Genomic DNA, 24,879 nt, shown 5'->3' on the forward strand with positions numbered 1-24,879 from the left:
GTGGGGCGTGAAGGTGGTGAAGAGGAATCGGGTCAGAGCCGTTGCCACAGCGCGCCGAGCGCGGTGTCGGCGGGCGCGTCGAGCACGCCGTCGCAGAAGGCCTGGGAGCGCGCGGGCGCGACGGACTGTGCTGCGTAGTGCTTGAACTTGGAGACCAGGGTCGCGCGGTCGAGCGGATGGCCGGCGTCGCCCGCGATGGTGGTCACGGTCTCTTCGTGCATGACGCCGTCGCGCGTCAGCGCGAGCGTGGCGCCACGCTCGCGGCGCGCCGTGAGGTCGGCATCGACCTCGAGCTCGACCAGCGCCTCGAGCCGGCGCAGCTCGGCGTCGTCGAAGCGCGGCACGGCATAGACCGAGGGATCGACATCGCCGAAGCGCAGCATCGCCGCGAGGCCGAAGCTCAGGCTGAACTGCGCCTGGATCGGCGTGCGCGGCGCGCGGTTGCCGCAATAGACGATCGCCTCCTCGTAGACCGTGAGCACGATGCGGCGGATGCCCGCGGTGTCGCCGCCCAGCCGTTCGCGGATGGCGCGCGCGGCGGTCGCGCCGTAGTGCACGTGGCGCACGGCCGCGAAGGGCTTGAGGTAGGCGTCGCGCAGCAGCAGCGTCGATGCATCGGGCAAGGGCTGCGCGGTGGCCGCCGCATGGTTCGCCGCGTAGTGGGCCAGCGCGCCCTCGGGCGCGTCGATGCCGGCCGCGCTCGCGAAGGCCGCCTGCAGCCCCAGCGAGGCGCTGTGGCCCAGGTAGGTGTTGCGGGCCGTGCGCCCCTGCGCCACCGGCAGGTAGAGGCTGGTGGCGAGCTGGCAGGCCGCGATGTCGATGGCCTGCACGATGGCCTCGGGCGCCAGGCCCAGCAGCCGCGCCGCACCCGCCGCCACACCGAGCGCGGGCCAGTTGGCATCGACGTGCATGCCGGGGCGGATGCGCAGCCAGGCGCCGCAGCGCGCGCCGACCTCGTAGCCGAGCACGAAGGCATCGACGAAGTCGCCGATGCTGGCATCGCGCCGCAGCGCGAGCGGCAGCAGCGCCGCCACCAGCGGCACGCCGGGCCGGCCGTGCGCGAGCGCGTGGCCTTCGCAGGCCTCGTCCCAGGTCGCGGCCATCGCGAGCACCTGCGCGGCCGCCTGCACCGACAACGACTGCCCGGTGGGGAACGCAAAGCCGCCCGGTTCGCAGGCGGCGAGCGCGACCTCGAGCCGGCACACCTCGTCCGCCTGCCGGCCCGCGAGCGCGCAGCCCACGGTGTCGACGAGCAGCCGGCGCGCCTGCGAGGCGGCCTCGGCATCGGCCGGCCGCGCCGCGTGCAGCGCCACCACGGCCTGCAGCACCGCGCGTTGCGGATCGATGTCAGGCGGCATCGGCCTCCTTCTTCGCCGCCATGCGGCGGCGCAGCAGCGGCAGCAGGCCGCCGGCCTCGACCATCTCGGTCAGGAATCCCGGCACGGGCTCGCAGGCCAGCGTGCGCCCGTCGGCGCCGCGCAGCGCGGGCGTGCGGATGTCGAGCGCGATGCGCTCGCCGTCGTGCAGCGACTCGGCCTCGGCGCAGGTCAACAGCAGCAGGCCGACGTTGAAGGCATTGCGGAAATAGAGCCCGCTGTACGAGGGCGCGATCACCGCGGCCACGCCCAGCTGCACCAGCACGGCCGCGGCCTGCTCGCGCGAGGAGCCGATGCCGAAGTTGGGGCCGGCCACGATCACGTCTCCCGCTCGGACCTCGCGCGCGAACTCGGGGCGGATGGCTTCGAGGCAGTGCCGCGCGATGCGGTCGATGCCATGCTTCATCGCATGGCCGGGCGCGAGCGCGTCGGTGTCGATGTCGGCGCCCAGGCGCCATACCCGGTGCAGACGGTGCAGGTCCCGGTCACTCATGCCAGCACCTCGCGCGGATCGGTCACGCAGCCGCGCAGCGCGGCGGCCGCCACCGTGTAAGGCGAGCCCAGGTAGACCTGCGCGGTCGGCGAGCCCATGCGGCCCTTGAAGTTGCGCGCGGTGGTCGAGATGACGGTGATGTCGTCGCCCATCGGATCGCCATAGCCAGAGCAGGCGCCGCAGGCGGTGGGGAACAGCTCGGCGCCGGCCTCCATCAGCACCTGCAGCACGCCCTCCTCGCGCGCCTGCTCCTGGTCGCGCAGGCTCGCGGGCGCCACGATCAGGCGGATGCCGTTCGCGACCTTGTGGCCGCGCAGCACCTGCGCGGCGGCGCGCAGGTCGTCGAGCTTGGCGCCGGTACAAGCGCCGATGTAGGCCACGTCGACCGGCGTGCCGACGAAGCGGCTCACGCCATGCGCATTGGCCGGGCTGTGCGGCGCCGCCACATGGGGTTCGAGCGTGGCGGCATCGAAGCGGTGGTCGGTGAGCGCGGCATCGGCGTCGGTGAACCACGGCGCCATGTCGACCGGCGGCGCACCGGCACCGGCCAGGAACGCGGCCGTGGTGGCATCGGGCGCGATCAGCCCGGCCTGCGCGCCGAGCTCGGCGCTCATGTTCGAGAGCGTCATGCGCTCCTGCATCGACAGCGCGACCACCGCCGGGCCCGCGAACTCCACGGCCTGGTAGCGGCCGCCGTTCATGCCGAAGCGGCCGATCATGTGCAGCATCATGTCCTTGGCGGTCACGCCCGCGGGCAGCGCGCCGTCCCACCACATGCGCAGGGTCTCGGGCACGCGCAGCCAGATCTCGCCCGTGACCACCACGCCGAGCATCTCGGTGCTGCCGACGCCGAACATGTAGGCGCCGAAGGCACCGCCCGTGGGCGAGTGCGAGTCGCCGCCCACGCACAGCATGCCGGGGCGGATGTGGCCGTGCTGCGGCACCACCACGTGGCAGATGCCCTGGCTGTCGTAGACGTGCGGCAGCTGCTGGTCGCGCGCCCAGTCGCGCGCGATGCGCACGATGCGGCGCGAGTCGTCGTCGCGCTCGGGCACGTAGTGGTCCATCACGAGCACCACGCGCGAGCGGTCCCAGATCTGCGCGCCCAGTTCCTCGAGCATCGGCTGCAGGCGGCGCGGTCCCGAGGAGTCGTGGAACATCGCGAGGTCGACGCCGCAGGTCACGATCTCGCCCACCGCCACCCGCTCGCGGCCGCTGGCGCGCGCGATGAGCTTCTGCGCCAGGGTCTGTGCTGAAGCCGTCGAGGTCATTCGGGCTTGGCTCCCGAGAACTTGACCACCTTGGCCCAGCGCACGATCTCGCTCTGCACGAAGGCCGAGAACTGCTCGCTCGAATTGCCGACGGGGATCGCGCCCTCGATCTCGAGGCGCTGGCGCATGTCGGCCTGCTGCAGCGCATGGCGCGCGGCATCGCCGATCTGTTTGATGCGCTCGGCGGGCATGCGCGCGGGGCCGAACAGGCCGAACCAGGCGCTCGATTCGTAGCCGGGCAGCGCCTCGGCGATGGCCGGCACCTCGGGGAAGGCCGGCAGCCGCTTCGCCGTGGTCACGCCCAGCGCCTTGAGCTTGCCGGCCTGGACGTGGGCCTTGACGTTGCCCACGGCCGCGAACATCAGCTGCACCTGGCCCGCGAGCACGTCCTGTACCGCTGGCGAGGTGCCCTTGTAGGGGATGTTCACGATGTCCACGCCCGACTGCATCTTGAAGGCCTCGCCCGCCATGTGCAGCGAGGAGCCCACGGCGCCGATCGCGAAGTTGAGCTGGCCCGGCTTCGCCTTGGCGAGCGCGATCAGCTCGCGCACGTCCTTCGCGGGCACCGAGGGATGGGCGACCAGGATCGAAGGCGAGGTCGCGACGCAGGTCAGCGCGGTGAAGTCCTTCACCGGATCGAAGGGCAGGCTCGGATAGAGCGTGGCGTTGATCGCGTGGCTGGTGAAGCTCATCAGCAGCGTGTTGCCGTCGGGCGCGGCCTTGGCCACGGCATCGGCCGCGATGTTGCCGCCCGCGCCGGGCTTGTTCTCGACGATGACGTTGCGGCCCAGCGCCGGGCCCATGCTCACGGCCAGCGAGCGCGCCAGCGTGTCGGTGGAGCCGCCCGCGGGCGCGCCGACCAGGATGCGCACCGGCGCGCCGCCGATCTGCGCCAGGCTGTGGCCGGCCCATGCCGCGGCCAGCGACGAGAGGAGGATGTCGCGTCTTTTCATGTGTTGTTCTCCGGAAGAGATCGTGGAGGGAAGCGCCTCAGAGTCCCAGGTAGGCGCGCCGCAATTCGTCGCTCACGAGCAGTTCGCCGGGCAGGCCCGAGAAGCGCACGCTGCCGTTCTCGAGCACGTAGGCGCGGTCGGCGATCTCGAGCGACTGGCCGACGTTTTGCTCGACCAGCAGCACGGCCAGGCCGCCATCGCGCAGCTCGCGGATCAGCGTGAACATCTCCTCGACCAGCAGCGGCGAGAGGCCCAGCGAAGGCTCGTCGAGGATCAGCAACACCGGCTCGGCCATCAGCCCGCGCGCGATGGCCAGCATCTGCTGCTCGCCGCCGCTCATGGTGCCGGCATGCTGGTCCATGCGCTCGCGCAGGCGCGGGAACAGCGCGAACGACTTCTCGAGGTTCCGTGCCCGGCGCTCGCGCGCCCGCGTGAACGAGCCGAGCTCGAGGTTCTCGCGCACGCTGAGGTTGGGAAACACCTTGCGGCCCTCGGGCACCTGGATCAGACCGGCCTTGACGACGTCGCGGTAGTGCGCGCCGCTCAGGTCCTTGCCGTCGAAGCGCACCGTGCCGCCCCAGGCCGGGGTGAGGCCGCAGACCATCTTGTTGAGCGTGGACTTGCCCGCGCCGTTGCTGCCGAGCAGCGCGACCATCTCACCGGCGTTCACCTTCAGGTCGACGCCGCGCAGCACCTCGACGCGGCCATAGCCGCCGCGCAGCCCTTCGATGTCCAGCAGTGCGCTCATGCTGCGGCTCCCGTTGCGGCCTTGCGCAGCCGCGCCGCGGTGCCGTGGCCCAGGTAGGCCTCGACCACCCGGTCGTCGGAGGTCACCTGCGCCGGGCTGCCCTCGGCGATCAGCTGGCCCTGCGCCAGCACCCAGACATGCTCGGCGAGGTTCATCACGGCCTGCATCACGTGTTCGATCATCAGCACGGTCACGCCGCTCGCGGCGATGCCGCGCACCACCGGCATCATCTCGGCGATCTCCTGCGGGTTGAGGCCGGCCAGCACCTCGTCGAGCAGCAGCAGGCGCGGCCGGGTGGCGAGCGCGCGCGCGAGTTCGAGGCGCTTGCGGCCGGCCACGGTGAGGTCGGAGGCGGGCTTGTCGAGCTGCGGCGCGAGGCCCACGCGCTGTGCCACGGCCTCGGCCTCGCGCAGGGCCTCGGTGCGGCCGCGCAGGTGCAGGTGGGCGCCGACCGCGATGTTCTCGCGCACGGTCTGCGCGGCGAAGGGCTTCACGATCTGGAAGGTGCGGGTCATGCCGAGCGCGGCATTGCGGTGCGGCTCGCGGCCGGTGATGTCCTGACCCGCGAAGCGCACGCTGCCGGCGTCGGGCTTGAGGAAGCCCGACATCAGCGCGAACAGCGTGGTCTTCCCCGCGCCGTTCGGCCCGATCAGCGCGCTGAGGCTGCCCTCGCGCACGGCGAGGCTGACGTTCTGCACCGCCTTGAGCCCGCCGAAGGAGCGCGAGACGCCCTCGAGCACCAGCAGGGAAGATTCACTCATCGCGGCCTCCCTTCGCGTTCCAGAGCTGCCGCACCGACTGGCCGATGCCCGCGATGCCGCGCGGCACGAAGATCACGATCAGCACGAGCACAGTGCCGTAGATCACCATGTTGATGCCCGGCAGCTCGCCGAACAGGTTGCGCGTGAAGTCCGACAACAGGTGCAGCACCACCGCGCCGAGCACCGGGCCCCACACCGTGCCCATGCCGCCGACGATGGCCGCCACCAGCGCCTCGACCGACACGGCCGGACCGTAGGCGATGCCGGCATCGATGTACTGGAACACCTGCACGTAGAAGGCACCGGCTGCGCCCATGAAGGCGGCCGACAGGCCGATGGCCGCGAGCTTGACGCGGAAGGGGTCGACGCCGACGGCGCGCGCCGCGTCCTCGTTGTCGCGCACCGCCTGCAGGTAGGCGCCGAAGCGGCCGTTGCGCAGCCAGCAGGTGACGAGCAGCGCCACCACGACCATCGCGAGCACCACCCACAGGTAGCCGGCGCGCGTGGCGAACTGCAGGTTGGCGACCGACTCGCGCAGCGGCACCATCAGGCCGACGCCACCGCCCGTGAAGTCGACCGACAGCGCGAGGATGCGGAACACCTCGGCGAAGGCCAGCGTGACCAGCGCGAAGTACGAGCCCTTGAGGCCGTAGCGGAAGCTCAGCGCGCCGATGAAGAGCCCCACCAGCGCGGCACCGGCGATGGCCAGCGGCAGCGCGACCCAGGCATTGATGCCGCCCTGCAGCTGCGCGATGGCCTGGATGTAGGCACCGGTGCCGAAGAACAGCGCATGGCCGAACGAGAACTGGCCGCCGAAGCCGCCGAGGATGTTCCAGGCCTGCGCGATCAGCGTGGCGTAGAGCGCCATCATCACGAAGTTGAGCGTGACGCCCGAGGTCGTGACCAGCGGCACGCATGCCACCAATGCCGCGAACATCGCGATGCCAGCGAGTTGCTTCGCGGCGCTCATGCCTTGGCTCCGAACATGCCCTGCGGCCGGAACAGCACCACGCCGATGAAGATCGCGAAGATGCCGATCTGGCCCAGCGATTCGCCGAGGTAGAGGCCGCCGAGCGACTCCACCACGCCGACCAGGAAGCCGCCGATCAGCGCGCCGACGAAGCTGCCCATGCCGCCGAGCACGACGATGGTGAAGGCCACGAGCACGAAGCCGCCGCCGACCTGCGGGTTGACGTAGTAGGCCGGCAGCAGGAAGCAGGCGGCCGCGCCGAGGCAGGCCAGGCCGATGCCGAAGCTCATGGCGTAGACATGGTCGACGTCGATGCCCATGAGCTTGGCGCCCTCTTTCTCCTTGGCGACGGCGCGGATGGCGCGGCCGAGGTCGGTGCGGCCCATGATCCAGAACAGGATGCCCGAGACCACGAGCGCGCCCGCGAAGGCCACCAGCTTGGGCACGGCGATCATCGCGGGACCGATGGCCACGGTGCTCAGCGAATAGGCGGTGTCGATGTTGCGCGTGTCGGACTTGAAGAACAGCAGCGCGAGGTTCTCCATCACGATCGCGATGCCGAGCGTGGCGAGCAGGATGTTCTCGTCCTTGCCGTGGCCCGCGCGGTTGATCACCACGCGCTGCAGCGCATAGCCGAGCGCGAACATGCCCAGCACCGCCACGGGCAGCGCGAGGTAGGGATCGATGCCCAGCCGCTCCTTGAGGAAGTACACCGCGTACAGCGCCACCATCAGGCAGGCGCCGTGCGCGAAGTTGATGATGTGCAGCACGCCGTAGATCAGCGTGAGGCCCAGCGCGATCAGTGCGTAGACGGCGCCTGTCGTGAGGCCGTTGAGCACCGAGGGGAAGAGGATGCTGGGGTCTAGCATTTTGGGAACGTACGCTCGTTGTGGAGACCGCCCGGCATGCGGTGCGGGTCGAGCGACCCCACTGCGCCGGCCCCGCACCGCATGCCGGGCTCCGCGCCTGATCGACGGCTGCCTGAATACCGTGACATGGTTCGTCGCACGCTCATGCCTTCAGCGGGAACAGCGGCTCCACCTCGCGGTAGTCGCGCGGGATGATGACCTTGATGTCGTTCTTCACCACCTGCGTCATCAGCGGCTGCGCGCCCTCGTTCTGGCCGTTGACGAACTTCGTGGGGCCATAGGGCATGAAGTGATTCGAGAAGGTGCTCTTCTCGAGCGCATCGACGATCGCGGCGCGCTCGCCCGATTTGGCGCGCTCCAGTGCGTCGGCCAGCAGCCACATCGCGGCATAGGTCATGAAGACCTCGTAGCTGAAGAACTGGCCCTTGGCCTCGACGCGCTTGCGCAGCTCCTGCGCGCGCTTGTCCCTGGGATTGAACCAGTGGTTGCAGTCGATGATGCCGTTGGCCGCGTCGGGAAACTCCTTCACGAACTTGTAGCTCGAGGCCGCGCCGCCGAGCACCGAGAAGATCGCCTTGGGCACCACCTTCTGCTGCTGCATGGTGCGCACCAGCAGCGCGTACTCGTTGTAGTAGTTGGCCGGGATCACGATGTCGGGGTTGATCGACTTCATGCGCAGCACGATGTTGTTGAAGTCGCGCGTGGGGTTGGCGTGCTTCACCACCTCCTTCACCTCGAAGCCGTAGCCCGGCAGCTCGCGCGCCAGCAGCTGCGCGGTGCCGGCGCCGAACAGCGACTCCTCGTGGATCACCATCACGGTCTTGGCCGGGTTGCCCGCGGCCTTGTTGAGCACCAGCAGGTTGGCCATCGCGACCTCGGTCGACTTGCGGTAGCCGGGGCCGAAGCGGAAGGTGTTCTTCAGGCCGCGTTCGACGATCTGGTCGGCCACGCCCACGTCGACCACGTGCGGCAGGTTGTACTTGGCCGCGGCCTGCGTGGTGGCCAGGCAGATCGCCGAGGCGTAGGCGCCGACGATAGCGCTGACGCCGGCCTCGTTCATCTTCTCGACCTCGGCCGCGCCAGCCTGCGGCTGCGACTGCGCGTCGCCCAGCAGGGCCTCGAGCTTCGCGCCGCCGAGCGACTTGATGCCGCCCGCGGCATTGATGTCCTCGATCGCGAGCTGCGCGCCGAGCCGGCACTGCTGGCCCGAGTAGGCGAGCGCGCCCGTCACCGGGTGCAGCACGCCCACCTTCAGCGGCTTGGGTTGGGCCCCGCCGATCAGCGGGAAGGCGAGCGCGGAGGCCAGGGTGGCGGACTGCGAAACGAAGCGGCGGCGGGTCTGCATGGGGCGTTTCCTTTTCTTTGTCTTCAGTTGAACTTGGCCGACACGTCCCGGCTGACCCAGACCTTGGCGTCGATGCTGCCGACGCGGGACAGTTGCATCTCGTAGGTGTAGCGGTCGGGACGGTAGAAGCCGTGCAGCCACTGCACCGGGCGCTCGTCTTCGTCGTAGATCAGGCGGCGCACCGCGAGCAGGGCCGAGCCGACCGAGACGTCGAGGTGCTGCGCGAGCACGTTGTCGGCCAGGCGCGCGGAGATGGTCTGGTGGGCCCGGCCCACCTTCACGCCCGACTCCTCGAGCAGCACCAGGATCGGCTTCTTCGAGAGCTCGCGGCGGCCGAAGCGGCGCGCGATCGTGTCGGGCACGTAGGTCGTGATGTGCGAGAGCGGGCCTTCGCGCGTGGACCGCACGCGCACCGCCTTCTGCACCGGGTCGCCGAGCTGCAGCTGCAGCGCCTCGGCCACCTGCGAGGAGGCCGTGATGGTCGCGACCTCGAGCACCTTGACCGAGGTGTGCAGGCCCATGGTGACGAGGTTCTCGAGCAGGCCGCGCAGGTTGGCGCGCTCGCTGGCCGGCGCACTCGGCGCCTCGCCCGCGACCGGGCCGATGGGCCGCGTGCGGCGGCCCGGCGTGCGCGAGATCAGCCCTTCGGCGGCGAGCTGCTCGAGCGCGCGCCGCACGGTGACGCGCGCCACGCCGAACTGCTGCATGAGCGCGAGCTCGCCCGGCAGCCCGTCGGCGGCGAAGCGGCCCTCATGCAACTGCTCCCGCAGCACCAGGTAGATCTGGTGGTACTTGGGCAAGGGCATCTGCGACATGCAGGCGATGTTTTTGCAGTTTCAATGTTCTGTCAATGGGACATTTAAAGGCGCACGGAAACGAAAAACGGCCCCCGAGGGGGCCGTCGATGGCAGGAAACGAGAAGCTCGGCTGCCGCCGGACTCAGAGCTTGAAGGGCACCACTTCCTGGCGCTGCTCGCCCAGGCCCTCGATGCCGAGCGCCATCACGTCGCCCTTCTTGAGGAACAGCGGCGGCTTCATGCCCATGCCCACGCCGGGCGGGGTGCCGGTGGTGATCACGTCGCCGGGTTCCAGCGTCATGAACTGGCTCACGTAGCTCACGATCTTCGCCACGCTGAAGATCATGGTCTTGGTGCTGCCGGTCTGCACGCGCTGGCCGTTGAGGTCGAGCCACATCGCGAGCTTCTGCGGGTTCTCGACCTCGTCGCGCGTCACCAGCCAGGGGCCGATGGGGCCGAAGGTGTCGCAGCCCTTGCCCTTGTCCCAGGTGCCGCCGCGCTCGATCTGGAACTCGCGTTCGCTGACGTCGTTGATGACGCAGTAGCCGGCCACGTGGTCGAGCGCGCTCTTCTGCGAAACGTAGCGCGCGCGCGTGCCGATGACGACGCCGAGCTCGACTTCCCAGTCGCTCTTGACCGAGCCCTTGGGCAGCATCACGGGATCGTTCGGGCCCTGGATGCAGCTCGTGGCCTTCATGAAGACCACGGGTTCCTTGGGCACCGGCAGGCCCGACTCGGCCGCATGGTCGGCGTAGTTGAGGCCGATGGCGATGAACTTGCCGACGCGGGCCACGGGGCTGCCGTAGCGCGGCTTGCCCTTGACCAGCGGCAGCTTGTCGGTCTTGATCTTGCGCAGCTTGGCGATGGCGGCATCGCCGAGTTGCTCGGGACCGATGTCCTTGACGACGGCGCTCAGGTCGCGCAGCTGGCCGTTGGCGTCGACGAGGCCCGGCTTCTCCTTGCCGGGGTTGCCGTAGCGGACGAGTTTCATGCTTGCTTTTCCTTGGGTGGTTGGATGGTTCTGTGGGAAGGGGCGATCAGTAGGTCGAGCGGCCGCCCGAGAGGTCGAACACCGCGCCGGTCGAGAACGAGCAGTCGTCGGTGCACAGCCAGCCTACCAGCGCCGCGACCTCCTCGACGGTGCCGAAGCGGCCCTGCGGGATCTTCGACAGCATGAAGGCGATGTGGTCGGGCGTCATCTGGTCGAAGATCGCGGTCTTGACCGCGGCCGGCGTCACGCAGTTGACGCGGATGCCGGTGTCGGCGAGTTCCTTGCCGAGCGACTTGGTGAGGCCGATCACCGCGGCTTTGCTGGCGCTGTAGGCGCTGGCGTTGGGATTGCCGTCCTTGCCGGCCACCGAGGCGATGTTGACGATGCGGCCCTGCCCGCCCTGAGTACGCATCTGCGCCACCACCTCGCGGCAGCACAGGAACACGCCATTGACGTTGACCTCCATCACCTGGCGCCAGTCGTCCACCGGGTAGTCCCAGAGCTTGGCGTTGGGGCCGGTGATGCCGGCGCTGTTGACGAGCGCATCGATGCGCGGCGCATGCGCGAGCGTGGCCGCCACCGCCTTGGCCACCGAGGGCTGCTGCGAGACGTCGACCTTGAGGGCGCGCGCCTTGCCCGGGCCCAGCGACTCGGCGGCGCGCGCGGCCGCGGCCTCGTCGCGGTCCCACAGCGTGACCGTGCCGCCCGAGGCGACCAGCCGCTGCGCGATGCCGAAGCCCAGCCCGGTGGCACCGCCTGTGACCACCGCGTGGCGGCCGGCGAAGTCGAGCTGGTTCATATGGTGATGCCGCCGTCGACCGTGAAGGCCTGGCCGGTGGCGAAGATGGATTCGTCGCTGGCGAGGAACACGACCACGGGCGCGATCTCCTCGGCGCGCGCGAGCCGGCCCATGGGCTGGCGCGCGACGAAGGCCTTGCGCGCGGCCTCGGGGTCGGCGTTGGCGTTGATGCGCTCGCCCAGCGAAGGCGTGTCGACCGTGCCGGGGCACACCGCATTGCAGCGGATGCCGCGCGTGACGTAGTCGGCCGCCACGCTCTTGGTGAGGCCCAGCACCGCGGCCTTGGTCGTGCCGTAGACGAAGCGGTTGGGCAGGCCCTTCATGCTCGAGCACACGCTCGCCATGTTGATGATGCTGCCGCGGCCCGCCGCGAGCATGCCGGGCAGCACCGCCTGGATGGTCCACATCTGGGCGCGCACGTTGAGCGCGAAGGCGAAGGCGAGGTCGTCGTCGCTGGCCTGCTCGATGGTGCCGTTGTGCACCACGCCCGCGCAGTTGAACAGCACGTCGAGCGGCGGCAGGGTCGATACCAGCGCGCCGATGGCGGCCTTGTCGAGCACGTCGAGCTTGGCGGCGGTGACGTTCGGCACGCCGGCGTAGCGCTCGAGCAATTGCGCATTGACGTCGGTGGCCCAGACCTGCGCGCCCTCGGCCGCGAGCGCGAGCACGCTCGCATGGCCGATGCCCTGGCCGGCCGCGGTGACGAGCGCGGTCTTTCCCTTCAATCTCATGGTGTCTCCGATTCGGGTTTGGCCCGATGGGTGGCACGGGCCGCGCATCGTATTCTGAATTGGCCTTACCACTTGTCCAATTCAGGACAACCCTTAAACCCGCTCGCCTTCTTCTCTTACCCGTGCCGCTGCAGACCGTCGAACCCCAACGCCTCTATCGCCAGATCGCCGACCAGCTGCGTGCGCTGATCGGCCAGGGCGAGTTCGCCGTGGGCGCGCGCCTGCCGGCCGAGCGCGACCTGGCCAAGCAGCTCGGCGTGAGCCGTCCCTCGGTGCGCGAGGCGCTGATCGCGCTCGAGGTCGAGGGCTGGGTCGAGGTGCGCACCGGCTCGGGCGTGTACGTGCTCGACCGCTCGCACCGCGCCAGCGCGCCGGTGGCGCCCACCGAGTGGGGACCGCTCGAGCTGATCCGCGCGCGCCGCGTGATCGAGGGCGAGACCGCGGCCATCGCGGCGCAGATGGGCAAGCGCAAGGACGTCGACGCGATGACGCGCGCCATCGAGGTCATGCGCGAACTGGCCGATCGCACGGTGATGCCGCTCGAGGGCGACCGCGCCTTCCACCTCGCGATCGTCGGCGCCAGCGGCAACGCGGTGCTGATCGAGACGGTGCAGAACTTCTGGGACTCGCGCAAGGGCCCGATCTTCACGCGCCTGGGCGGCTACTTCGAGACGGTGTCCTCGTGGCGCTCGGCCATCGCCGAGCACGAGGCGATCCGCGACGCGGTGGCCGCGCGCGACGCCGAGGCCGCGCGCGCCGCGATGCACGAGCACATGGACAAGTCCCACCAGCGATTCAGCGCGAGCTGGCGACGCGCGAAGCCTTCCTGACTTCTCGCCAGCGTTCCTTCTTCTTCCTGCCACGACGATAACGGAGACAAGCCACATGATCAGCAGCAGCGGAAACAGCAAACGCACCACCCTCAAGGCCCTCGCCGCCTGCGCCCTCGCGGCCGGCGCGCTCGGCGCGCCGGGCCTCGCCTCGGCCCAGACCAAGCTCAAGTGGGCCCACGTCTACGAGACCTCGGAGCCCTTTCACAAGTACTCGCTGTGGGCCGCCGAGGAGATCAAGAAGCGCACCAACGGCAAGTACGACATCCAGGTGTTCCCGGCCTCCAGCCTCGGCAAGGAAGCCGACATCAACCAGGGCCTGACGCTGGGCACGGTCGACATCATCCTGTCGGGCGCGAGCTTCGCGGGGCGGACCTACACGCCGCTCGCCATCTCCTACTTCCCGTTCATCTTCCGCGACGCCGAGCACCAGCTCAAGTATGCGAAGAGCGACGTGTTCAGGGAACTCGCCAAGGGCTACGACGACAAGAGCGGCAACCACATCACGGCGCTGAGCTACTACGGCGCGCGCCACGTCACCTCGAGCGCCGCGCGGCCGGTGGCCAAGCCGGAAGACATGAAGGGCCTGAAGATCCGCGTGCCCGACGCGCCGGCCTACCTCGCCTTCCCCAAGTCGCTGGGCGCGAATCCGACGCCGATCGCCTTCGCCGAGGTCTACCTCGCGCTGCAGAACGGCACGGTCGACGCGCAGGAGAACCCGTTGCCGACCATCGAGGCCAAGAAGTTCTACGAGGTGCAGAAGAACATCTCGCTGACCGGTCACATCGTCGACTCGCTGCTCACCATCTGCTCGGGCCAGCTCTGGGGCCGGCTGTCGGCCGACGAGAAGAAGATCTTCAGCGAGGTGATGGAGGAAGCGGCCGAGCGCACGGGCCGCGAGATCATCGCCTCGGAGGCGCGGCTGGTCGACGAGTTCAAGAAGAAGGGCAACAACGTGATCACGGTCGACAAGAACGTGTTCCGCGAGGCCGTGCTCAAGGCGACCAAGCCCACCGACAACGGTTACCGCCAGCAGGACTACGACCGCATCCTGGCGATCAAGTAGGCCCGCCCTTCCCTTCCGCTTCGCGCGGCCGGCCTCCTTTCGCGCGCAAGGAGGGCCGTGCCGCGAGCGCCGACCACCCACGAGGAGATCGTTTTGAGCGACGAGAAAATCATCGACGAAGAAGGCCACTTCCATGCGCAGGACGAGGCCGTGGACCTTTCCGACACCATCGCCGAGGGCTGGATCTCCCTCGCGCTGTTCTGGCTGCTCGGGCTCACCGTGTTCTACCAGTTCGTCACGCGCTACGTGATGAACGACTCGGCCGCCTGGACCGAGGAGGTCGCGCGCTACATGCTGATCGGCGTGGTGTTCATCGGCGCGGCGATCGGCGTGGCCAAGAACAACCAGATCCAGGTCGACTTCTTCTACCGCTACCTGCGCGGCGCGCCCGGGCTGTGGCTGTCGCGGCTGGTCGACCTGCTGCGCGTGGCCTTCTTCCTCGCGGCCATCGTGATGACGGTGCAGATGATGATGAAGATCGGCAACCAGACGCGCATGACCATCGTCGATGCGCCGATGAACATCGTCTACGGCCTGTGCCTGGCCGGCTTCGCCGCGATGGCCTGGCGCTCGCTGCAGGTGCTGCGCATCCACTGGCGGCGCGGCTACAGCGTGCTCGAGCGTCCCGAATCCACCCTCGCCGACCGCTGAGGCCACGGCAGACCCGGTTCCCACACCATGCTGAAAATCATCTTCCTCGTCTTCATGGCCGGCGGCATCCCGGTGGCCATCGCCATGGCCGGCGCCTCGCTGGTCTACATCCTGGTGAGCGACAGCACGCTGCCGCCCTTCGTGGTGATCCACCGGATGGTCGGCGGCATCGACAGCTTTCCGCTGCTGGCGGTGCCCTTCTTCATCCTCGCCGGCAACCTGATGAACAACGCCGGCATCACCACGCGCATCTACAACTTCGCACTCGCGCTGGTGGGCTGGCTCAAGGGCGGCCTGGGCCACGTGAACGTGCTGGGCTCGGTGATCTTCGCGGGCATGAGCGGCACGGCCATCGCCGACGCGGCCGGCCTGGGCACCATCGAGATCAAGGCCATGAAGGAGCACGGCTACTCCACCGAGTTCGCGGTGGGCGTGACCGCCGCCTCGGCCACGCTCGGGCCGATCATCCCGCCGAGCCTGCCCTTCGTGATCTACGGAATGATGGCCAACGTCTCGGTGGGCGCGCTGTTCCTCGCGGGCATCCTGCCGGGCATCCTGCTGGCGATCCTGATGATGCTGACGGTGGCCTACTACGCGCACAAGAACAAGTGGGGCGCGGACATCAAGTTCTCGAGCACGCGGCTGTTCAAGGCCCTGGTGGAGCTGGCCGTGGTGATCGGCTGGCCGCTGCTGCTGTGGGTGGTGGTGGCGAAGTTCGACGCGCCGGCGCAGCTTTCGGTGTTCGTCGGGCTGGCCTCGCTGTTCGTGCTCGACAAGCTCTTCCGCTTCGAGGCGCTGCTGCCGATCATGACGCCGGTGCTGCTGATCGGCGGCATGACGACCGGCCTGTTCACGCCCACCGAGGGCGCGATCGCGGCCTGCGTGTGGGCGATGATCCTGGGCTTCGCCTGGTACCGCACGCTGTCGTGGAAGATGTTCGTCAAGGTCTGCCTCGACACCATCGAGACCACGAGCACGGTGCTGTTCATCGTGGCGGCCGCCTCGATCTTCGGCTGGATGCTGACGGCCACCGGCGTCACCACCGACATCGCCAGCTGGGTGCTGGGATTCACCAAGGAGGCCTGGGTCTTCCTGCTGCTCGCCAACCTGCTGATGCTGTTCGTGGGATGCTTCCTGGAGCCGACCGCCGCGATCACCATCCTCGTCCCGATCCTGCTGCCCATCGCCACCCAGCTGGGCATCGACCCGATCCACTTCGGGCTCGTGATGGTGCTCAACCTGATGATCGGCCTGCTGCACCCGCCGATGGGCATGGTGCTGTTCGTGCTGGCACGCGTGGCCGGCCTGAGCTTCGAGCGCACGACCATGGCCATCCTGCCCTGGCTGGTGCCGCTGCTGCTGAGCCTGGGCCTGATCACCTACATGCCCAAGCTCGTGCTGTGGCTGCCGAAGATGTTCTACTGACGATGAATCCCTACATAAGACTCCATCCCGCCGACGACGTCGTCATCGCGCGCTCGCAACTGCTCGGCGGCACCGTCGTCGAGGAGGTCAAGGTCCACGGCCTGATACCGCCGGGCCACAAGGTCGCGATGCGCGCCATCGCGGCCGGCGAACCGGTGCGCCGCTACAACCAGATCATCGGCTTCGCGAGCAAGGCGATAGCGCCCGGCGAGCACGTGCACGTGCACAACCTCGACATGGGCCCTGACAAGGGCGACTTCGCGCGCGACTACGCCTTCGGCGCCGACGTGAAGCCCGCGCCCGCGAAGCGCGAGGCGACCTTCATGGGCATCCGGCGCGCCGACGGCCGCGTGGCCACGCGCAACTACATCGGCGTGCTGACCAGCGTGAACTGCTCGGCCACGGCCGCGCGCGCGATCGCCGACCACTTCTCGCGCAAGACCAACCCGGCGGCGCTCGCGGCCTATCCCAACGTCGACGGCGTGATCGCGCTGACGCACGGCACCGGCTGTGGCATGGACACGCAGGGCACGGGCATGCAGATCCTCGAGCGCACGCTGACCGGCTATGCCACGCACGCCAACTTCGCGGCCGTGCTGGTGGTGGGCCTGGGCTGCGAGGCCAACCAGATCAACGCCTGGCTCGCGACCGGCAACCTCGCCGAGGGCGAGAACCTGCGCGTCTTCAATATCCAGGACACGGGCGGCACGCGCAAGACCGTCGACAAGGGCGTGGCGCTGATCGAGGAGATGCTGCCGCGCGCCAATGCCGTGACGCGCGAACCCTGCAGCGCGGCCCACATCACGATCGGGCTGCAGTGCGGCGGCTCCGACGGCTACTCGGGCATCAGCGCCAACCCCGCGCTGGGCGTGGCGGTCGACCTGCTGGTGGCGCATGGCGGCACCGCGATCTTGAGCGAGACGCCCGAGGTCTACGGCGCCGAGCACCTGCTGACGCGGCGCGCGGTGCGGCGCGAGGTGGGCCAGAAGCTGGTGGACCGCATCAAGTGGTGGGAGCACTACACGGCCATCAACGAGGGCGAGATGAACAACAACCCCTCGCCGGGCAACAAGGCGGGCGGCCTCACCACCATCCTCGAGAAGTCGCTGGGCGCGGTGGCCAAGGGCGGCACCAGCAACCTCGAGGCGGTCTACGAATACGCCGAGCCGGTGACGGCGCACGGCTTCGTCTACATGGACACGCCGGGCTACGACCCGGTCAGCGCCACGGGCCAGGTGGCCGGCGGCGCCAACCTGATCTGCTTCACCACCGGCCGCGGCTCGGCCTACGGCTGCGCGCCCTCGCCTTCGCTCAAGCTCGCGACCAACTCGGCGCTGTGGAAGCGGCAGGAGGAGGACATGGACATCAACTGCGGCGAGATCGTCGACGGCACGGCCTCGATCCAGGAGATGGGCCAGCGCATCTTCGAGCTGGTGCTGGCCACGGCCTCGGGCGCGCCCTCGAAGAGCGAGCAGCACGGCTACGGGCAGAACGAGTTCGTGCCCTGGCAGGTCGGCGCTGTGATGTAGGAGCGCACGGCCGATGACGACGCTTCCCTTCGGTGCGCTGGAAGGCACCGGCTTCGAGACGCTGGACCCGCGCTTCACGGGCCTGGTGCCCAAGCCCGAGCGGCTCGAGCGGCTGTGGACCGGCGGGCGTTGGTGCGAGGGCCCGGCCTGGTTCGGCGCGCTGCGCACGCTGGTGTGGTCCGACATTCCGAACGACCGCATGCTGCGCTGGGACGAGCGCAACGGCCAGGCCGCGGTGCTGCGCGAACCCGCGAACAACACCAACGGCAACACCGTCGACCGCCAGGGCCGCCTCGTGAGCTGCGAGCACCTGGCGCGTCGCGTGGTGCGCACCGAGCACGACGGCTCGATCACCGTGCTGGCCTCGCACTGGCAGGGCCGGCGGCTCAACTCGCCGAACGACGTGGTGGTGCATTCGGACGGCGGCGTGTGGTTCACCGACCCGAGCTACGGCATCCTGTCGGACTACGAGGGCCTGCGCGCCGACAGCGAGATCGGGGCCTGCCATGTCTATCGCATCGACCCGGCCAGCGGCGCGGTCGAGCGCGTGGCCGACGATTTCGTGAAGCCCAACGGGCTGGCCTTCTCGCCCGACGAATCCCTGCTCTACATCGCCGACACCGGTGCGAGCCATGACCCCAACGGGCCGCGGCACATCCGCCGTTTCTTCGTCAACCCCGACAACAAGAGCCTGCGCGGCGGCGAGGTGTTCGCCGAATGCAGCGCGGGCCTGTTCGACGGCTTCCGGCTCGACACCGAGGGCCGGATCTGGACCAGCGCCGCCGACGGCGTGCATGTCTACCACCCCGACGGCACGCTGCTGGGCAAGCTGCGCGTACCCGAGCGCGTGGCCAATGTCTGCTTCGGCGGGCCCAAGCGCAACCGCCTGTTCGTCTGCGCCACCACCTCGCTCTACGCCATCACCGTGAACGCCAAAGGAATCTGAACCATGCCGAGAACACTGCAGGCCGACAGCCTGCAATCCACCGTCGCGAGCATCCTGCGCGCCGCGGGCAGCCAGCAGGCCGAGGCCGAACAGGTCGCGGCCAACCTCGTGATGGCCAACCTCAGCGGCCACGACTCGCACGGCGTGGGCATGCTGCCGCGCTACATCGACGCCGTGGCCGAAGGCGGCCTGCATCCCAACGCGGCGGTGCGCATCAACCTCGACATCGGCACGATGCTCTCGCTCGATGGCCAGCACGGCTACGGGCAGGTGGTGGGCGTGCAGGCGATGGAGCTCGGCATCGAGCGCGCGCGCCGCCACGGCAGCTGCATCCTCACGCTCGCGCATGCGCACCACCTGGGCCGCATCGGCCACTTCGCCGAGATGGCGACCTCGCACGGGCTGGTGTCGATGCACTTCGTCAACGTGCTCTCGCGCCCGGTGGTCGCGCCCTGGGGCGGCGGCGACGGGCGCTTCGGCACCAACCCCTGCTGCATCGGCATCCCGTTCGCGGGCGCCGAGCCCTTCGTGCTCGACTACGCCACCAGCCGCGTGGCGCAGGGCAAGATGCGCGTGGCCCACAACAAAGGCGAGCGCGTGCCCCCGGGCTACCTCATCGACGAGAAGGGCGCGCCCACCGACGACCCCGGCGTGGTGGTGGTGCCGCAGGGCAACGGCCTGTTCGGCGCGCTCATGACCTTCGGCGAGCACAAGGGCTACGGCATGGCGCTGGCCTGCGAGCTGCTAGGCGGCGCGCTGACCGGCGGCGGCACCTGGCACCGGCCGGCCGACACCAGCCGCAGCGTGCTCAACGGCATGCTCACCGTGCTGATCGATCCCGAGCGCCTGGGCACCCAGGCCAGCTTCGACCAGGAGGCGCGCGAGTTCGTCGAATGGCTGCGCCGCAGCCCGCCGGGCCAGGGCTTCGACGCGGTACGGATCGCGGGCGAGCCCGAGCGCGAGGCGCGCGCGGCGCGCCGGCGCGACGGGATCTGGGTCGACGATGCGACCTGGGGGGAGATCGTGGCGGCGGGCGCGAAGGTGGGGGTCGCGGTCGCCGCCTGAGATCGCTAGCTCTTGCTGGCGTCGTGCGCGGGCTTGCCGACCTGCACGCTGGTGTCGTCGCCCTTGATCCTGGCCTGCACGGCCCGGATCGCTTTCTCGAGCCGCGCGCCATAGTCGGCATCGGCCTGACGGAAGTAGCTCAGCGAACGGTCGATGATGTCCTGCCGCCGGACCGCGCCCAGTCCGCCCGCGATGTTGTTCACCAGGCGCTGCTTCGCGGCTTCGTCCATCAGGCGGTAGAGGTCGCCGGCCTGCACGAAATCGGTGTCCTCGGGGTGCTGCTGCCACTGGTGGCTGCCGGTCCAGCCGTGGATCTGCAGCGGCGCGCACACCGGCTCGTTGCTCTGCTTCGGCGCATCGCTGAAGCTGTTGGGCTCGTAGTTCGGGCCGCGGCCGCCGTTGCCGTCGCCACGCATCGCGCCATCGCGGCCGTAGTTCTGCGCCGTGGTCGCGTGCGGCCGGTTCACGGGCAGCTGCGTGTGGTTGATGCCCAGGCGGTAGCGCTGCGTGTCGCCGTAGCTGAACAGGCGGCCCTGCAGCATCTTGTCGGGCGAGGGGCCGATGCCAGGCACGAAGTTGGCCGGGTTGAACGCGGCCTGCTCGATCTCGGCGAAGTAGTTGTCGGGGTTGCGGTTCAGCGTGAGGATGCCGATGTCGATCTTCGGGTAGTCCTTGTGCGACCAGACCTTGGTCAGATCGAAGGGATTGAAGCGGTAGCTCTGCGCCTCGGCCACCGGCATGATCTGCACCTGCACGCGCCAGCTCGGGAACTCGCCGCGCTCGATCGAGTGCAGCAGGTCGAGGTGGTGGTGGTTCGGGTTTTCGCCGCCCACGCGCTGTGCTTCTTCCGCGACGAAGGTCTCGATGCCCTGGTTGGTCTTGAAGTGGTACTTGACCCAGAAGGCCTCGCCCTGCGCATTGACCCACTGGAAGGTGTGCGAGCCGAAGCCGTCCATGTGGCGGTAGCTCCTCGGAATGCCGCGGTCGCCGAACAGCCAGGTGAACTGGTGCGTGGCCTCGGGCGAGTGCGAGAAGAAGTCCCAGGCGTTGTCGGGCTCCTGCACGTGGCTGTAGGGGTCGCGCTTCTGCGAATGGATGAAGTCGGGGAACTTGAGCGGATCGCGGATGAAGAAGATCGGCGTGTTGTTGCCCACCAGGTCGTAGTTGCCTTCCTCGGTGTAGAACTTGAGCGCGAAGCCGCGCGGATCGCGCACCGTGTCGGCCGAGCCGAGCTCGAGCGCCACGGTCGAGAAGCGCGCCAGCACCTCGGTCTTCTTGCCGACCTGGCCGAGGAATTTCGCCTTGGTCCACTTCGTGACGTCGGCCGTCACCTCGAAGGTACCGAAGGCACCCGAGCCGCGCGCATGCACCACGCGCTCGGGGATGCGCTCGCGGTCGAAGCGCGCGAGCTTCTCGATCAGGTGATGGTCCTGCATCAGCACGGGGCCGTTCACGCCCGCGGTCTGCGACTGCTGGTTGTTCTCGACGGGCGCGCCGTTCTCGGTGGTGAGCTTGCGGGATTCGGTCATTGGGCTTTTCCTATCGGTTGTGGGAGCCCATTTATTTTCAACAATTGAATGACCAGTTTCGATTGCGATTGCCTATGCCGGCGATAAGCCGCGGCCGCTGTGCGGCCCTGTTCTCAGCGGTTCAGAGCACCAGCGCGAGCAGTGCGTCGAGATGTTCGGAGGGTTCGCGGCGGAAGCCCGAGCGCGCGAAGCGCTGCAGGCGGCCGACCGCCAGCGAGGTCAGCGCCGAGGCGCGCACCTGCGCGTCGACGCTCGGCGTGGCCGAGCCCTCGGCGGCGCGGTCCTCGCGCAGCGCCTGGCGGATGCTGGCTTCGATCTTGTCGAAGAACTGGTTCATGCGTTGCTGCAGCCGCTCGTTCTCGTAGACCAGCGCGTCGCCGACCATGACGCGCGTCATGCCGGGGTTGCGTTCGGCGAACTGCACCAGCATCGCGATGATGCGGGCCGCCTGTTCCTTGCCCGTGGCCTCGCGCTCGAGGATCTGGTTGACCAGGGTGAACACGCTCTGCTCGATGAAGTCGATCAGGCCCTCGAACATCTGCGCCTTGCTCGCGAAGTGGCGGTAGAGCGCGGCCTCGCTGACCTCGAGGCGGGCGGCCAGCGCAGCGGTGGTCACGCGCTCGGCGCCGGGCTGCTCGAGCATCGCGGCCAGGGCCTGCAGGATCTGCACGCGCCGCTCGCCGGGCTTGGGACGCTTGCGCGCCGGGGCGGCCGGCGCGGTTTCGGCCTGGGTCTCTGCACCGGGGACGACTGTCTCTTCGTTTTGCATGGGAGGCGCGTGCGGAAGATGTAAACAATTGATTCTCGCACAGCAGTGAGCGCGCGCCTCCCCGCGCGCCCGCTGGCTGCCAGCCCGTCCCGGGGCCGGCCTTCGCGCGGCTTCAGCGCGCGCGGATCATCGTGCCGTAGGCCTGGTCGGTCAGGATCTCGAGCAGCATCGCGTGCGGCACACGGCCGTCGATGATGTGCACGGCATTGACGCCGCTCTTGGCCGCATCGAGCGCGCCCTCGATCTTCGGCAGCATGCCGCCCGAGATCGTGCCGTCGGCGAACAGGTCGTCGATCTCGCGCGCGCTCAGGTTGGTGAGCAGCTTGCCGTCCTTGTCGAGCACGCCGGGCGTGTTGGTCAAGAGCATCAGCTTCTCGGCCTTGAGCACAGTGGCCAGCTTGCCGGCCACCACGTCGGCGTTGATGTTGTAGCTCTCGTTCTCCTCGCCGAAGCCGATCGGGCTCACGACGGGGATGAAGGCATCGTCCTGCAGCGCCTTGACCACGCTCGGGTCGATCGAGACGATGTCGCCGACCTGGCCCACGTCGTGCTGCACGTTGGGATCGGCGCGGTCGGCCAGCTTGAGCTTCTGCGCGCGGATCAGGCCGCCGTCGCGACCGGTCAGGCCCACGGCCTTGCCGCCGGCCTGGTTGATCAGGCCCACGATGTCCTGCTGCACCTCGCCGGCCAGCACCCATTCGACGACTTCCATGGTCTCGGCGTCGGTCACGCGCATGCCCTGGATGAAGCTGCCCTTCTTGCCCAGGCGGTTGAGCGCGGCCTCGATCTGCGGGCCGCCGCCGTGCACCACCACCGGGTTCATGCCGACCAGCTTGAGCAGCACCACGTCTTCCGCGAAGTCGGCCTGCAGCGCCGGGTCGGTCATGGCGTTGCCGCCGTACTTGATGACGATGGTCTTGCCGTGGAACTTGCGGATGTACGGCAGCGCCTGGGCCAGGATCTCGGCCTTGTCGCGCGGGGGAATGTTGAGGACGGGGTCGGTCATGGGCGGTCAGGCTCCGGGACGGTGGACGATGGGACGGGATTCTCGCAAAGACGAACGGTCAGGGCCGCAGCCAGCGCGGCACCTTGAAGCGCACGATCATGAGGTAGGCGCCGACGTAGGTCGTGACGAACAGAAGACAGAAGAACATCAGCACCAGGGTGTTGTTCCAGAACAGCACCGCGGGCACCACCGACATCGCGGCGAAGATCCACAGGTAGGGCGAGGTGCGGTTGTTGCGCGCGAGCAGCTGGCGCGCCTCGTCGTCGGCGAAGGCCACGCGCACGATGCGGCGGAAGATCAGCTGGTGGAAGTGCAGCGCATCGGCCGTGCCCGGCGACTGGCCGCGCGCGAGCTTGCGGTAGATGGAGAACAGGGTCTCCCATACCGGGTAGATCAAGAGCAGCATCGGGAACCAGGGCGAGACCACGCGGTGGCGCTGCACCAGCGTCACGCAGGCCACGGCGATCACCATGCCCCAGACGTAGGCGCCGCCGTCGCCCGCGAAGATCTTGCCGCGCGGGTAGTTCCAGATCAGGAAGCCGAAGGTCGCGCCGACCAGGCAGACCATCATGGCCGCGAGCTGGCGGTCGCCGAGCTGCAGCGCCACGTGCGAGATCGCGAGGCAGACCAGCACCGCCACCGTGCCCGCGAGGCCGTTGTAGCCGTCGATGATGTTGAAGGCATGCGGCAGGCCGCCGATGGCGAGCGCGGCGAACAGCACCGAGGCATAGGGCACGGCCGCGAGCCAGCCGTCGACCAGCGGGATGCCGGTGCGCGCGAGGCTCAGGCCATGCACCCAGCACACCAGCAGCGCCGCGCCCAGGGTGAGCATCAGCCGCCAGCGCACCTGCACGCGCTGCGTGACGTCCTCGACGATGCCGCCGAGCACGGCCGGCAGGATGCAGACCAGCATCAGCATCGAGGCCGACACGGGCCACGAGACGTTGAACGGATCGGTGCCGGTGATGCCGGCCGCGAGCCAGGCCACGCCCATGCCGAGGATGATGCCCGCGCCCCCCAGCCGCGGCACATGGCCCTTGTGGAAGCGCTGCGGCATGTCGGCGCCGTACAGCCGCGCATGGCGGCGCGCGCGGCGCATGAAGATCTGGACCGCGAAGGCGGAGACGAAGAAGCTGATGACGATCAGGGCAATCATGGGTGGTAGCGGGGCCCCTAGAATCCCCGGGCGAAATTAGACCATGGCCATCCCCGCTACGACCTCCCCCGCCGTCACGATTTCGATCGTGAGCCACGGGCAGCTCGAACTCGTGCGCCCCCTGCTCGACCAGATCGACCGCTTCAGCCGCGAACAGGTGGCCAAGGTGGTGCTGACGCTGAACATCCCCGAGTCCGACGCGCCGCTGGCCGGCGCCGCCTGGGGCTTCGCGCTCGAACGCATCGAGAACGCGCAGCCCAAGGGCTTCGGCGCCAACCACAACCAGGCCTTCGAGCGCTGCGCCACGCCATGGTTCCTGGTGCTCAACCCCGATATCCGTTTCGATGCCGATGTGCTGGCGCCGTTGATCGCCCTGGCCGCGCCCGACGCGGGGCTGCTCACGCCGCGCATCATGGAGCCCGGCAAGCGCGAGCCCGAGCAGCACCGCGACATCCTGACGCCGCTGGAAATCCTCACGCGCAAGAAGCCCGGCTATGCACGCCCCACGGTTCCGGCCTGGGTGCCGGGCCTGTTCATGCTGTTCCGCGCCGAGGCCTATGCCGCCGTGCGCGGTTTCGACGAACGCTTCTTCATGTACGGCGAGGACTTCGACATCTGCGCGCGGGTGCAGCTGGCTGGCTGGCGGCTGCAGGTCGGCGAGCAGCTGCGCGCGCAACACGACGCCCAGCGCGCGAGCCACCGCAGCGGCAAGTACCTCTACTGGCATGTCACCAGCCTGCTGAAGATCTGGGCTTCGGGCGCGTTCTGGCGCTATCGCCGACTGCGCCGCCAGGCGGCCTGAT

25 protein-coding genes are annotated in these 24,879 nt (G+C 69.2%); 8 read left to right on the forward strand and 17 right to left on the reverse strand.

Annotation, left to right across the window (positions count from 1 at the left end; all coding sequences use genetic code 11):
• Positions 1 to 32: 32 nt before the first annotated feature.
• The 13 genes from ACEN9J_RS16105 to ACEN9J_RS16165 form a co-directional block, all read right to left on the reverse strand.
• The gene (locus ACEN9J_RS16105; protein ID WP_413761512.1) at positions 33 to 1,358 is read right to left on the reverse strand and encodes an MmgE/PrpD family protein; all 1,326 of its coding nucleotides are present in this window, start codon (positions 1,356 to 1,358) and stop codon (positions 33 to 35) included.
• Positions 1,348 to 1,869 carry a 3-isopropylmalate dehydratase gene (locus ACEN9J_RS16110; protein WP_057590952.1) on the reverse strand — a complete coding sequence of 174 codons (522 nt, stop codon included), beginning with the start codon at positions 1,867 to 1,869 and terminating at the stop codon, positions 1,348 to 1,350. The genes ACEN9J_RS16105 and ACEN9J_RS16110 overlap by 11 nt, the downstream gene beginning before the upstream one ends.
• Positions 1,866 to 3,140 (reverse strand): 3-isopropylmalate dehydratase large subunit, encoded by a 1,275-nt coding sequence (locus ACEN9J_RS16115; protein WP_208509322.1) that lies wholly within the window; start codon positions 3,138 to 3,140, stop codon positions 1,866 to 1,868. Before ACEN9J_RS16115 ends, ACEN9J_RS16110 begins: the two co-directional genes overlap by 4 nt.
• Complete coding sequence (locus ACEN9J_RS16120; protein WP_413761513.1) at positions 3,137 to 4,093, reverse strand: tripartite tricarboxylate transporter substrate binding protein; 957 nt, start codon at positions 4,091 to 4,093, stop codon at positions 3,137 to 3,139. Before ACEN9J_RS16120 ends, ACEN9J_RS16115 begins: the two co-directional genes overlap by 4 nt.
• Before the next feature lie 37 nt (positions 4,094 to 4,130).
• A complete protein-coding gene (locus ACEN9J_RS16125; RefSeq protein WP_413761514.1) occupies positions 4,131 to 4,841 on the reverse strand; it encodes an ABC transporter ATP-binding protein in 711 nt (236 codons plus the stop codon).
• On the reverse strand, positions 4,838 to 5,602 hold the full coding sequence (locus ACEN9J_RS16130; protein WP_057590948.1) for an ABC transporter ATP-binding protein: 765 nt from the start codon (positions 5,600 to 5,602) through the stop codon (positions 4,838 to 4,840). Before ACEN9J_RS16130 ends, ACEN9J_RS16125 begins: the two co-directional genes overlap by 4 nt.
• Positions 5,595 to 6,572, reverse strand: coding sequence for a branched-chain amino acid ABC transporter permease (locus ACEN9J_RS16135; RefSeq protein WP_413761515.1), 978 nt, complete (start codon positions 6,570 to 6,572; stop codon positions 5,595 to 5,597). Before ACEN9J_RS16135 ends, ACEN9J_RS16130 begins: the two co-directional genes overlap by 8 nt.
• Positions 6,569 to 7,441, reverse strand: coding sequence for a branched-chain amino acid ABC transporter permease (locus ACEN9J_RS16140; RefSeq protein WP_413761516.1), 873 nt, complete (start codon positions 7,439 to 7,441; stop codon positions 6,569 to 6,571). The genes ACEN9J_RS16135 and ACEN9J_RS16140 overlap by 4 nt, the downstream gene beginning before the upstream one ends.
• Before the next feature lie 142 nt (positions 7,442 to 7,583).
• Positions 7,584 to 8,786 carry an ABC transporter substrate-binding protein gene (locus ACEN9J_RS16145; protein ID WP_413761517.1) on the reverse strand — a complete coding sequence of 401 codons (1,203 nt, stop codon included), beginning with the start codon at positions 8,784 to 8,786 and terminating at the stop codon, positions 7,584 to 7,586.
• Positions 8,787 to 8,809: 23 nt separating this feature from the next.
• Positions 8,810 to 9,592 (reverse strand): GntR family transcriptional regulator, encoded by a 783-nt coding sequence (locus tag ACEN9J_RS16150; protein ID WP_296729243.1) that lies wholly within the window; start codon positions 9,590 to 9,592, stop codon positions 8,810 to 8,812.
• A gap of 133 nt (positions 9,593 to 9,725) precedes the next feature.
• Positions 9,726 to 10,574: a fumarylacetoacetate hydrolase family protein gene (locus ACEN9J_RS16155; RefSeq protein WP_261215008.1), complete on the reverse strand. Its 849-nt coding sequence runs from the start codon at positions 10,572 to 10,574 to the stop codon at positions 9,726 to 9,728.
• 46 nt (positions 10,575 to 10,620) lie between these two features.
• The gene (locus ACEN9J_RS16160) at positions 10,621 to 11,373 is read right to left on the reverse strand and encodes an SDR family NAD(P)-dependent oxidoreductase (protein ID WP_413761518.1); all 753 of its coding nucleotides are present in this window, start codon (positions 11,371 to 11,373) and stop codon (positions 10,621 to 10,623) included.
• The gene (locus ACEN9J_RS16165; RefSeq protein ID WP_208509329.1) at positions 11,370 to 12,104 is read right to left on the reverse strand and encodes an SDR family oxidoreductase; all 735 of its coding nucleotides are present in this window, start codon (positions 12,102 to 12,104) and stop codon (positions 11,370 to 11,372) included. Before ACEN9J_RS16165 ends, ACEN9J_RS16160 begins: the two co-directional genes overlap by 4 nt.
• Before the next feature lie 122 nt (positions 12,105 to 12,226).
• Here ACEN9J_RS16165 and ACEN9J_RS16170 point away from each other — a divergent pair, with 122 nt between their 5' ends.
• The 7 genes from ACEN9J_RS16170 (at position 12,227) to ACEN9J_RS16200 (ending at position 19,616) form a co-directional block, all read left to right on the forward strand.
• Positions 12,227 to 12,934, forward strand: coding sequence for a FadR/GntR family transcriptional regulator (locus ACEN9J_RS16170; protein ID WP_093353965.1), 708 nt, complete (start codon positions 12,227 to 12,229; stop codon positions 12,932 to 12,934).
• Between the two features lie 55 nt (positions 12,935 to 12,989).
• Positions 12,990 to 14,000: a sialic acid TRAP transporter substrate-binding protein SiaP gene (locus tag ACEN9J_RS16175; protein WP_057590940.1), complete on the forward strand. Its 1,011-nt coding sequence runs from the start codon at positions 12,990 to 12,992 to the stop codon at positions 13,998 to 14,000.
• A gap of 93 nt (positions 14,001 to 14,093) precedes the next feature.
• The gene (locus ACEN9J_RS16180; protein WP_261215000.1) at positions 14,094 to 14,651 is read left to right on the forward strand and encodes a TRAP transporter small permease; all 558 of its coding nucleotides are present in this window, start codon (positions 14,094 to 14,096) and stop codon (positions 14,649 to 14,651) included.
• Between the two features lie 27 nt (positions 14,652 to 14,678).
• Positions 14,679 to 16,076: a TRAP transporter large permease gene (locus tag ACEN9J_RS16185; RefSeq protein ID WP_261214998.1), complete on the forward strand. Its 1,398-nt coding sequence runs from the start codon at positions 14,679 to 14,681 to the stop codon at positions 16,074 to 16,076.
• A gap of 2 nt (positions 16,077 to 16,078) precedes the next feature.
• Positions 16,079 to 17,605 (forward strand): UxaA family hydrolase, encoded by a 1,527-nt coding sequence (locus ACEN9J_RS16190; protein WP_413764573.1) that lies wholly within the window; start codon positions 16,079 to 16,081, stop codon positions 17,603 to 17,605.
• Positions 17,606 to 17,618: 13 nt separating this feature from the next.
• Entirely contained in the window at positions 17,619 to 18,551 is a 933-nt protein-coding gene (locus ACEN9J_RS16195; RefSeq protein ID WP_057590936.1) for an SMP-30/gluconolactonase/LRE family protein, read from the forward strand.
• 3 nt (positions 18,552 to 18,554) lie between these two features.
• The gene (locus ACEN9J_RS16200; protein ID WP_413761519.1) at positions 18,555 to 19,616 is read left to right on the forward strand and encodes a malate/lactate/ureidoglycolate dehydrogenase; all 1,062 of its coding nucleotides are present in this window, start codon (positions 18,555 to 18,557) and stop codon (positions 19,614 to 19,616) included.
• Positions 19,617 to 19,621: 5 nt separating this feature from the next.
• Here the strand turns inward: ACEN9J_RS16200 and ACEN9J_RS16205 are convergent, their stop codons facing one another.
• The 4 genes from ACEN9J_RS16205 to ACEN9J_RS16220 all read right to left on the reverse strand — a co-directional run bounded on the left by ACEN9J_RS16205 (position 19,622) and on the right by ACEN9J_RS16220 (position 24,076).
• Positions 19,622 to 21,145: a catalase gene (locus ACEN9J_RS16205; RefSeq protein WP_413761520.1), complete on the reverse strand. Its 1,524-nt coding sequence runs from the start codon at positions 21,143 to 21,145 to the stop codon at positions 19,622 to 19,624.
• 121 nt (positions 21,146 to 21,266) lie between these two features.
• The gene (slmA, locus tag ACEN9J_RS16210; RefSeq protein WP_093353943.1) at positions 21,267 to 21,914 is read right to left on the reverse strand and encodes a nucleoid occlusion factor SlmA; all 648 of its coding nucleotides are present in this window, start codon (positions 21,912 to 21,914) and stop codon (positions 21,267 to 21,269) included.
• A 112-nt stretch (positions 21,915 to 22,026) separates the two neighbouring features.
• Complete coding sequence (argB, locus tag ACEN9J_RS16215; protein WP_057590931.1) at positions 22,027 to 22,920, reverse strand: acetylglutamate kinase; 894 nt, start codon at positions 22,918 to 22,920, stop codon at positions 22,027 to 22,029.
• 58 nt (positions 22,921 to 22,978) lie between these two features.
• Positions 22,979 to 24,076, reverse strand: a complete 1,098-nt coding sequence (locus tag ACEN9J_RS16220) for a glycosyltransferase family 4 protein (RefSeq protein WP_057590930.1) — start codon at positions 24,074 to 24,076, stop codon at positions 22,979 to 22,981.
• Positions 24,077 to 24,119: 43 nt separating this feature from the next.
• Between ACEN9J_RS16220 and ACEN9J_RS16225 the strand changes: the two genes are divergently transcribed.
• Positions 24,120 to 24,878, forward strand: coding sequence for a glycosyltransferase family 2 protein (locus tag ACEN9J_RS16225; RefSeq protein ID WP_413761521.1), 759 nt, complete (start codon positions 24,120 to 24,122; stop codon positions 24,876 to 24,878).
• Position 24,879 lies beyond the last annotated feature (1 nt).

This window comes from Variovorax sp. Varisp41, from assembly GCF_047325085.1.
Taxonomy (GTDB): domain Bacteria; phylum Pseudomonadota; class Gammaproteobacteria; order Burkholderiales; family Burkholderiaceae_C; genus Variovorax.

Coding starts and splice junctions, on each gene's coding strand:
- ACEN9J_RS16225 (WP_413761521.1), top strand. CDS start 24,120: ATGGCCATCCCCGCTACGACCTCCCCCGCCGTCACGATTTCGATCGTG.
- ACEN9J_RS16200 (WP_413761519.1), top strand. CDS start 18,555: ATGCCGAGAACACTGCAGGCCGACAGCCTGCAATCCACCGTCGCGAGC.
- slmA (WP_093353943.1), bottom strand. CDS start 21,914: ATGCAAAACGAAGAGACAGTCGTCCCCGGTGCAGAGACCCAGGCCGAA.
- ACEN9J_RS16105 (WP_413761512.1), bottom strand. CDS start 1,358: ATGCCGCCTGACATCGATCCGCAACGCGCGGTGCTGCAGGCCGTGGTG.
- ACEN9J_RS16145 (WP_413761517.1), bottom strand. CDS start 8,786: ATGCAGACCCGCCGCCGCTTCGTTTCGCAGTCCGCCACCCTGGCCTCC.
- ACEN9J_RS16130 (WP_057590948.1), bottom strand. CDS start 5,602: ATGAGTGAATCTTCCCTGCTGGTGCTCGAGGGCGTCTCGCGCTCCTTC.
- ACEN9J_RS16150 (WP_296729243.1), bottom strand. CDS start 9,592: ATGCCCTTGCCCAAGTACCACCAGATCTACCTGGTGCTGCGGGAGCAG.
- ACEN9J_RS16205 (WP_413761520.1), bottom strand. CDS start 21,145: ATGACCGAATCCCGCAAGCTCACCACCGAGAACGGCGCGCCCGTCGAG.
- ACEN9J_RS16160 (WP_413761518.1), bottom strand. CDS start 11,373: ATGAACCAGCTCGACTTCGCCGGCCGCCACGCGGTGGTCACAGGCGGT.
- ACEN9J_RS16195 (WP_057590936.1), top strand. CDS start 17,619: ATGACGACGCTTCCCTTCGGTGCGCTGGAAGGCACCGGCTTCGAGACG.
- ACEN9J_RS16135 (WP_413761515.1), bottom strand. CDS start 6,572: ATGAGCGCCGCGAAGCAACTCGCTGGCATCGCGATGTTCGCGGCATTG.
- ACEN9J_RS16185 (WP_261214998.1), top strand. CDS start 14,679: ATGCTGAAAATCATCTTCCTCGTCTTCATGGCCGGCGGCATCCCGGTG.
- argB (WP_057590931.1), bottom strand. CDS start 22,920: ATGACCGACCCCGTCCTCAACATTCCCCCGCGCGACAAGGCCGAGATC.
- ACEN9J_RS16165 (WP_208509329.1), bottom strand. CDS start 12,104: ATGAGATTGAAGGGAAAGACCGCGCTCGTCACCGCGGCCGGCCAGGGC.
- ACEN9J_RS16155 (WP_261215008.1), bottom strand. CDS start 10,574: ATGAAACTCGTCCGCTACGGCAACCCCGGCAAGGAGAAGCCGGGCCTC.
- ACEN9J_RS16115 (WP_208509322.1), bottom strand. CDS start 3,140: ATGACCTCGACGGCTTCAGCACAGACCCTGGCGCAGAAGCTCATCGCG.
- ACEN9J_RS16175 (WP_057590940.1), top strand. CDS start 12,990: ATGATCAGCAGCAGCGGAAACAGCAAACGCACCACCCTCAAGGCCCTC.
- ACEN9J_RS16140 (WP_413761516.1), bottom strand. CDS start 7,441: ATGCTAGACCCCAGCATCCTCTTCCCCTCGGTGCTCAACGGCCTCACG.
- ACEN9J_RS16125 (WP_413761514.1), bottom strand. CDS start 4,841: ATGAGCGCACTGCTGGACATCGAAGGGCTGCGCGGCGGCTATGGCCGC.
- ACEN9J_RS16190 (WP_413764573.1), top strand. CDS start 16,079: ATGAATCCCTACATAAGACTCCATCCCGCCGACGACGTCGTCATCGCG.
- ACEN9J_RS16120 (WP_413761513.1), bottom strand. CDS start 4,093: ATGAAAAGACGCGACATCCTCCTCTCGTCGCTGGCCGCGGCATGGGCC.
- ACEN9J_RS16220 (WP_057590930.1), bottom strand. CDS start 24,076: ATGATTGCCCTGATCGTCATCAGCTTCTTCGTCTCCGCCTTCGCGGTC.
- ACEN9J_RS16110 (WP_057590952.1), bottom strand. CDS start 1,869: ATGAGTGACCGGGACCTGCACCGTCTGCACCGGGTATGGCGCCTGGGC.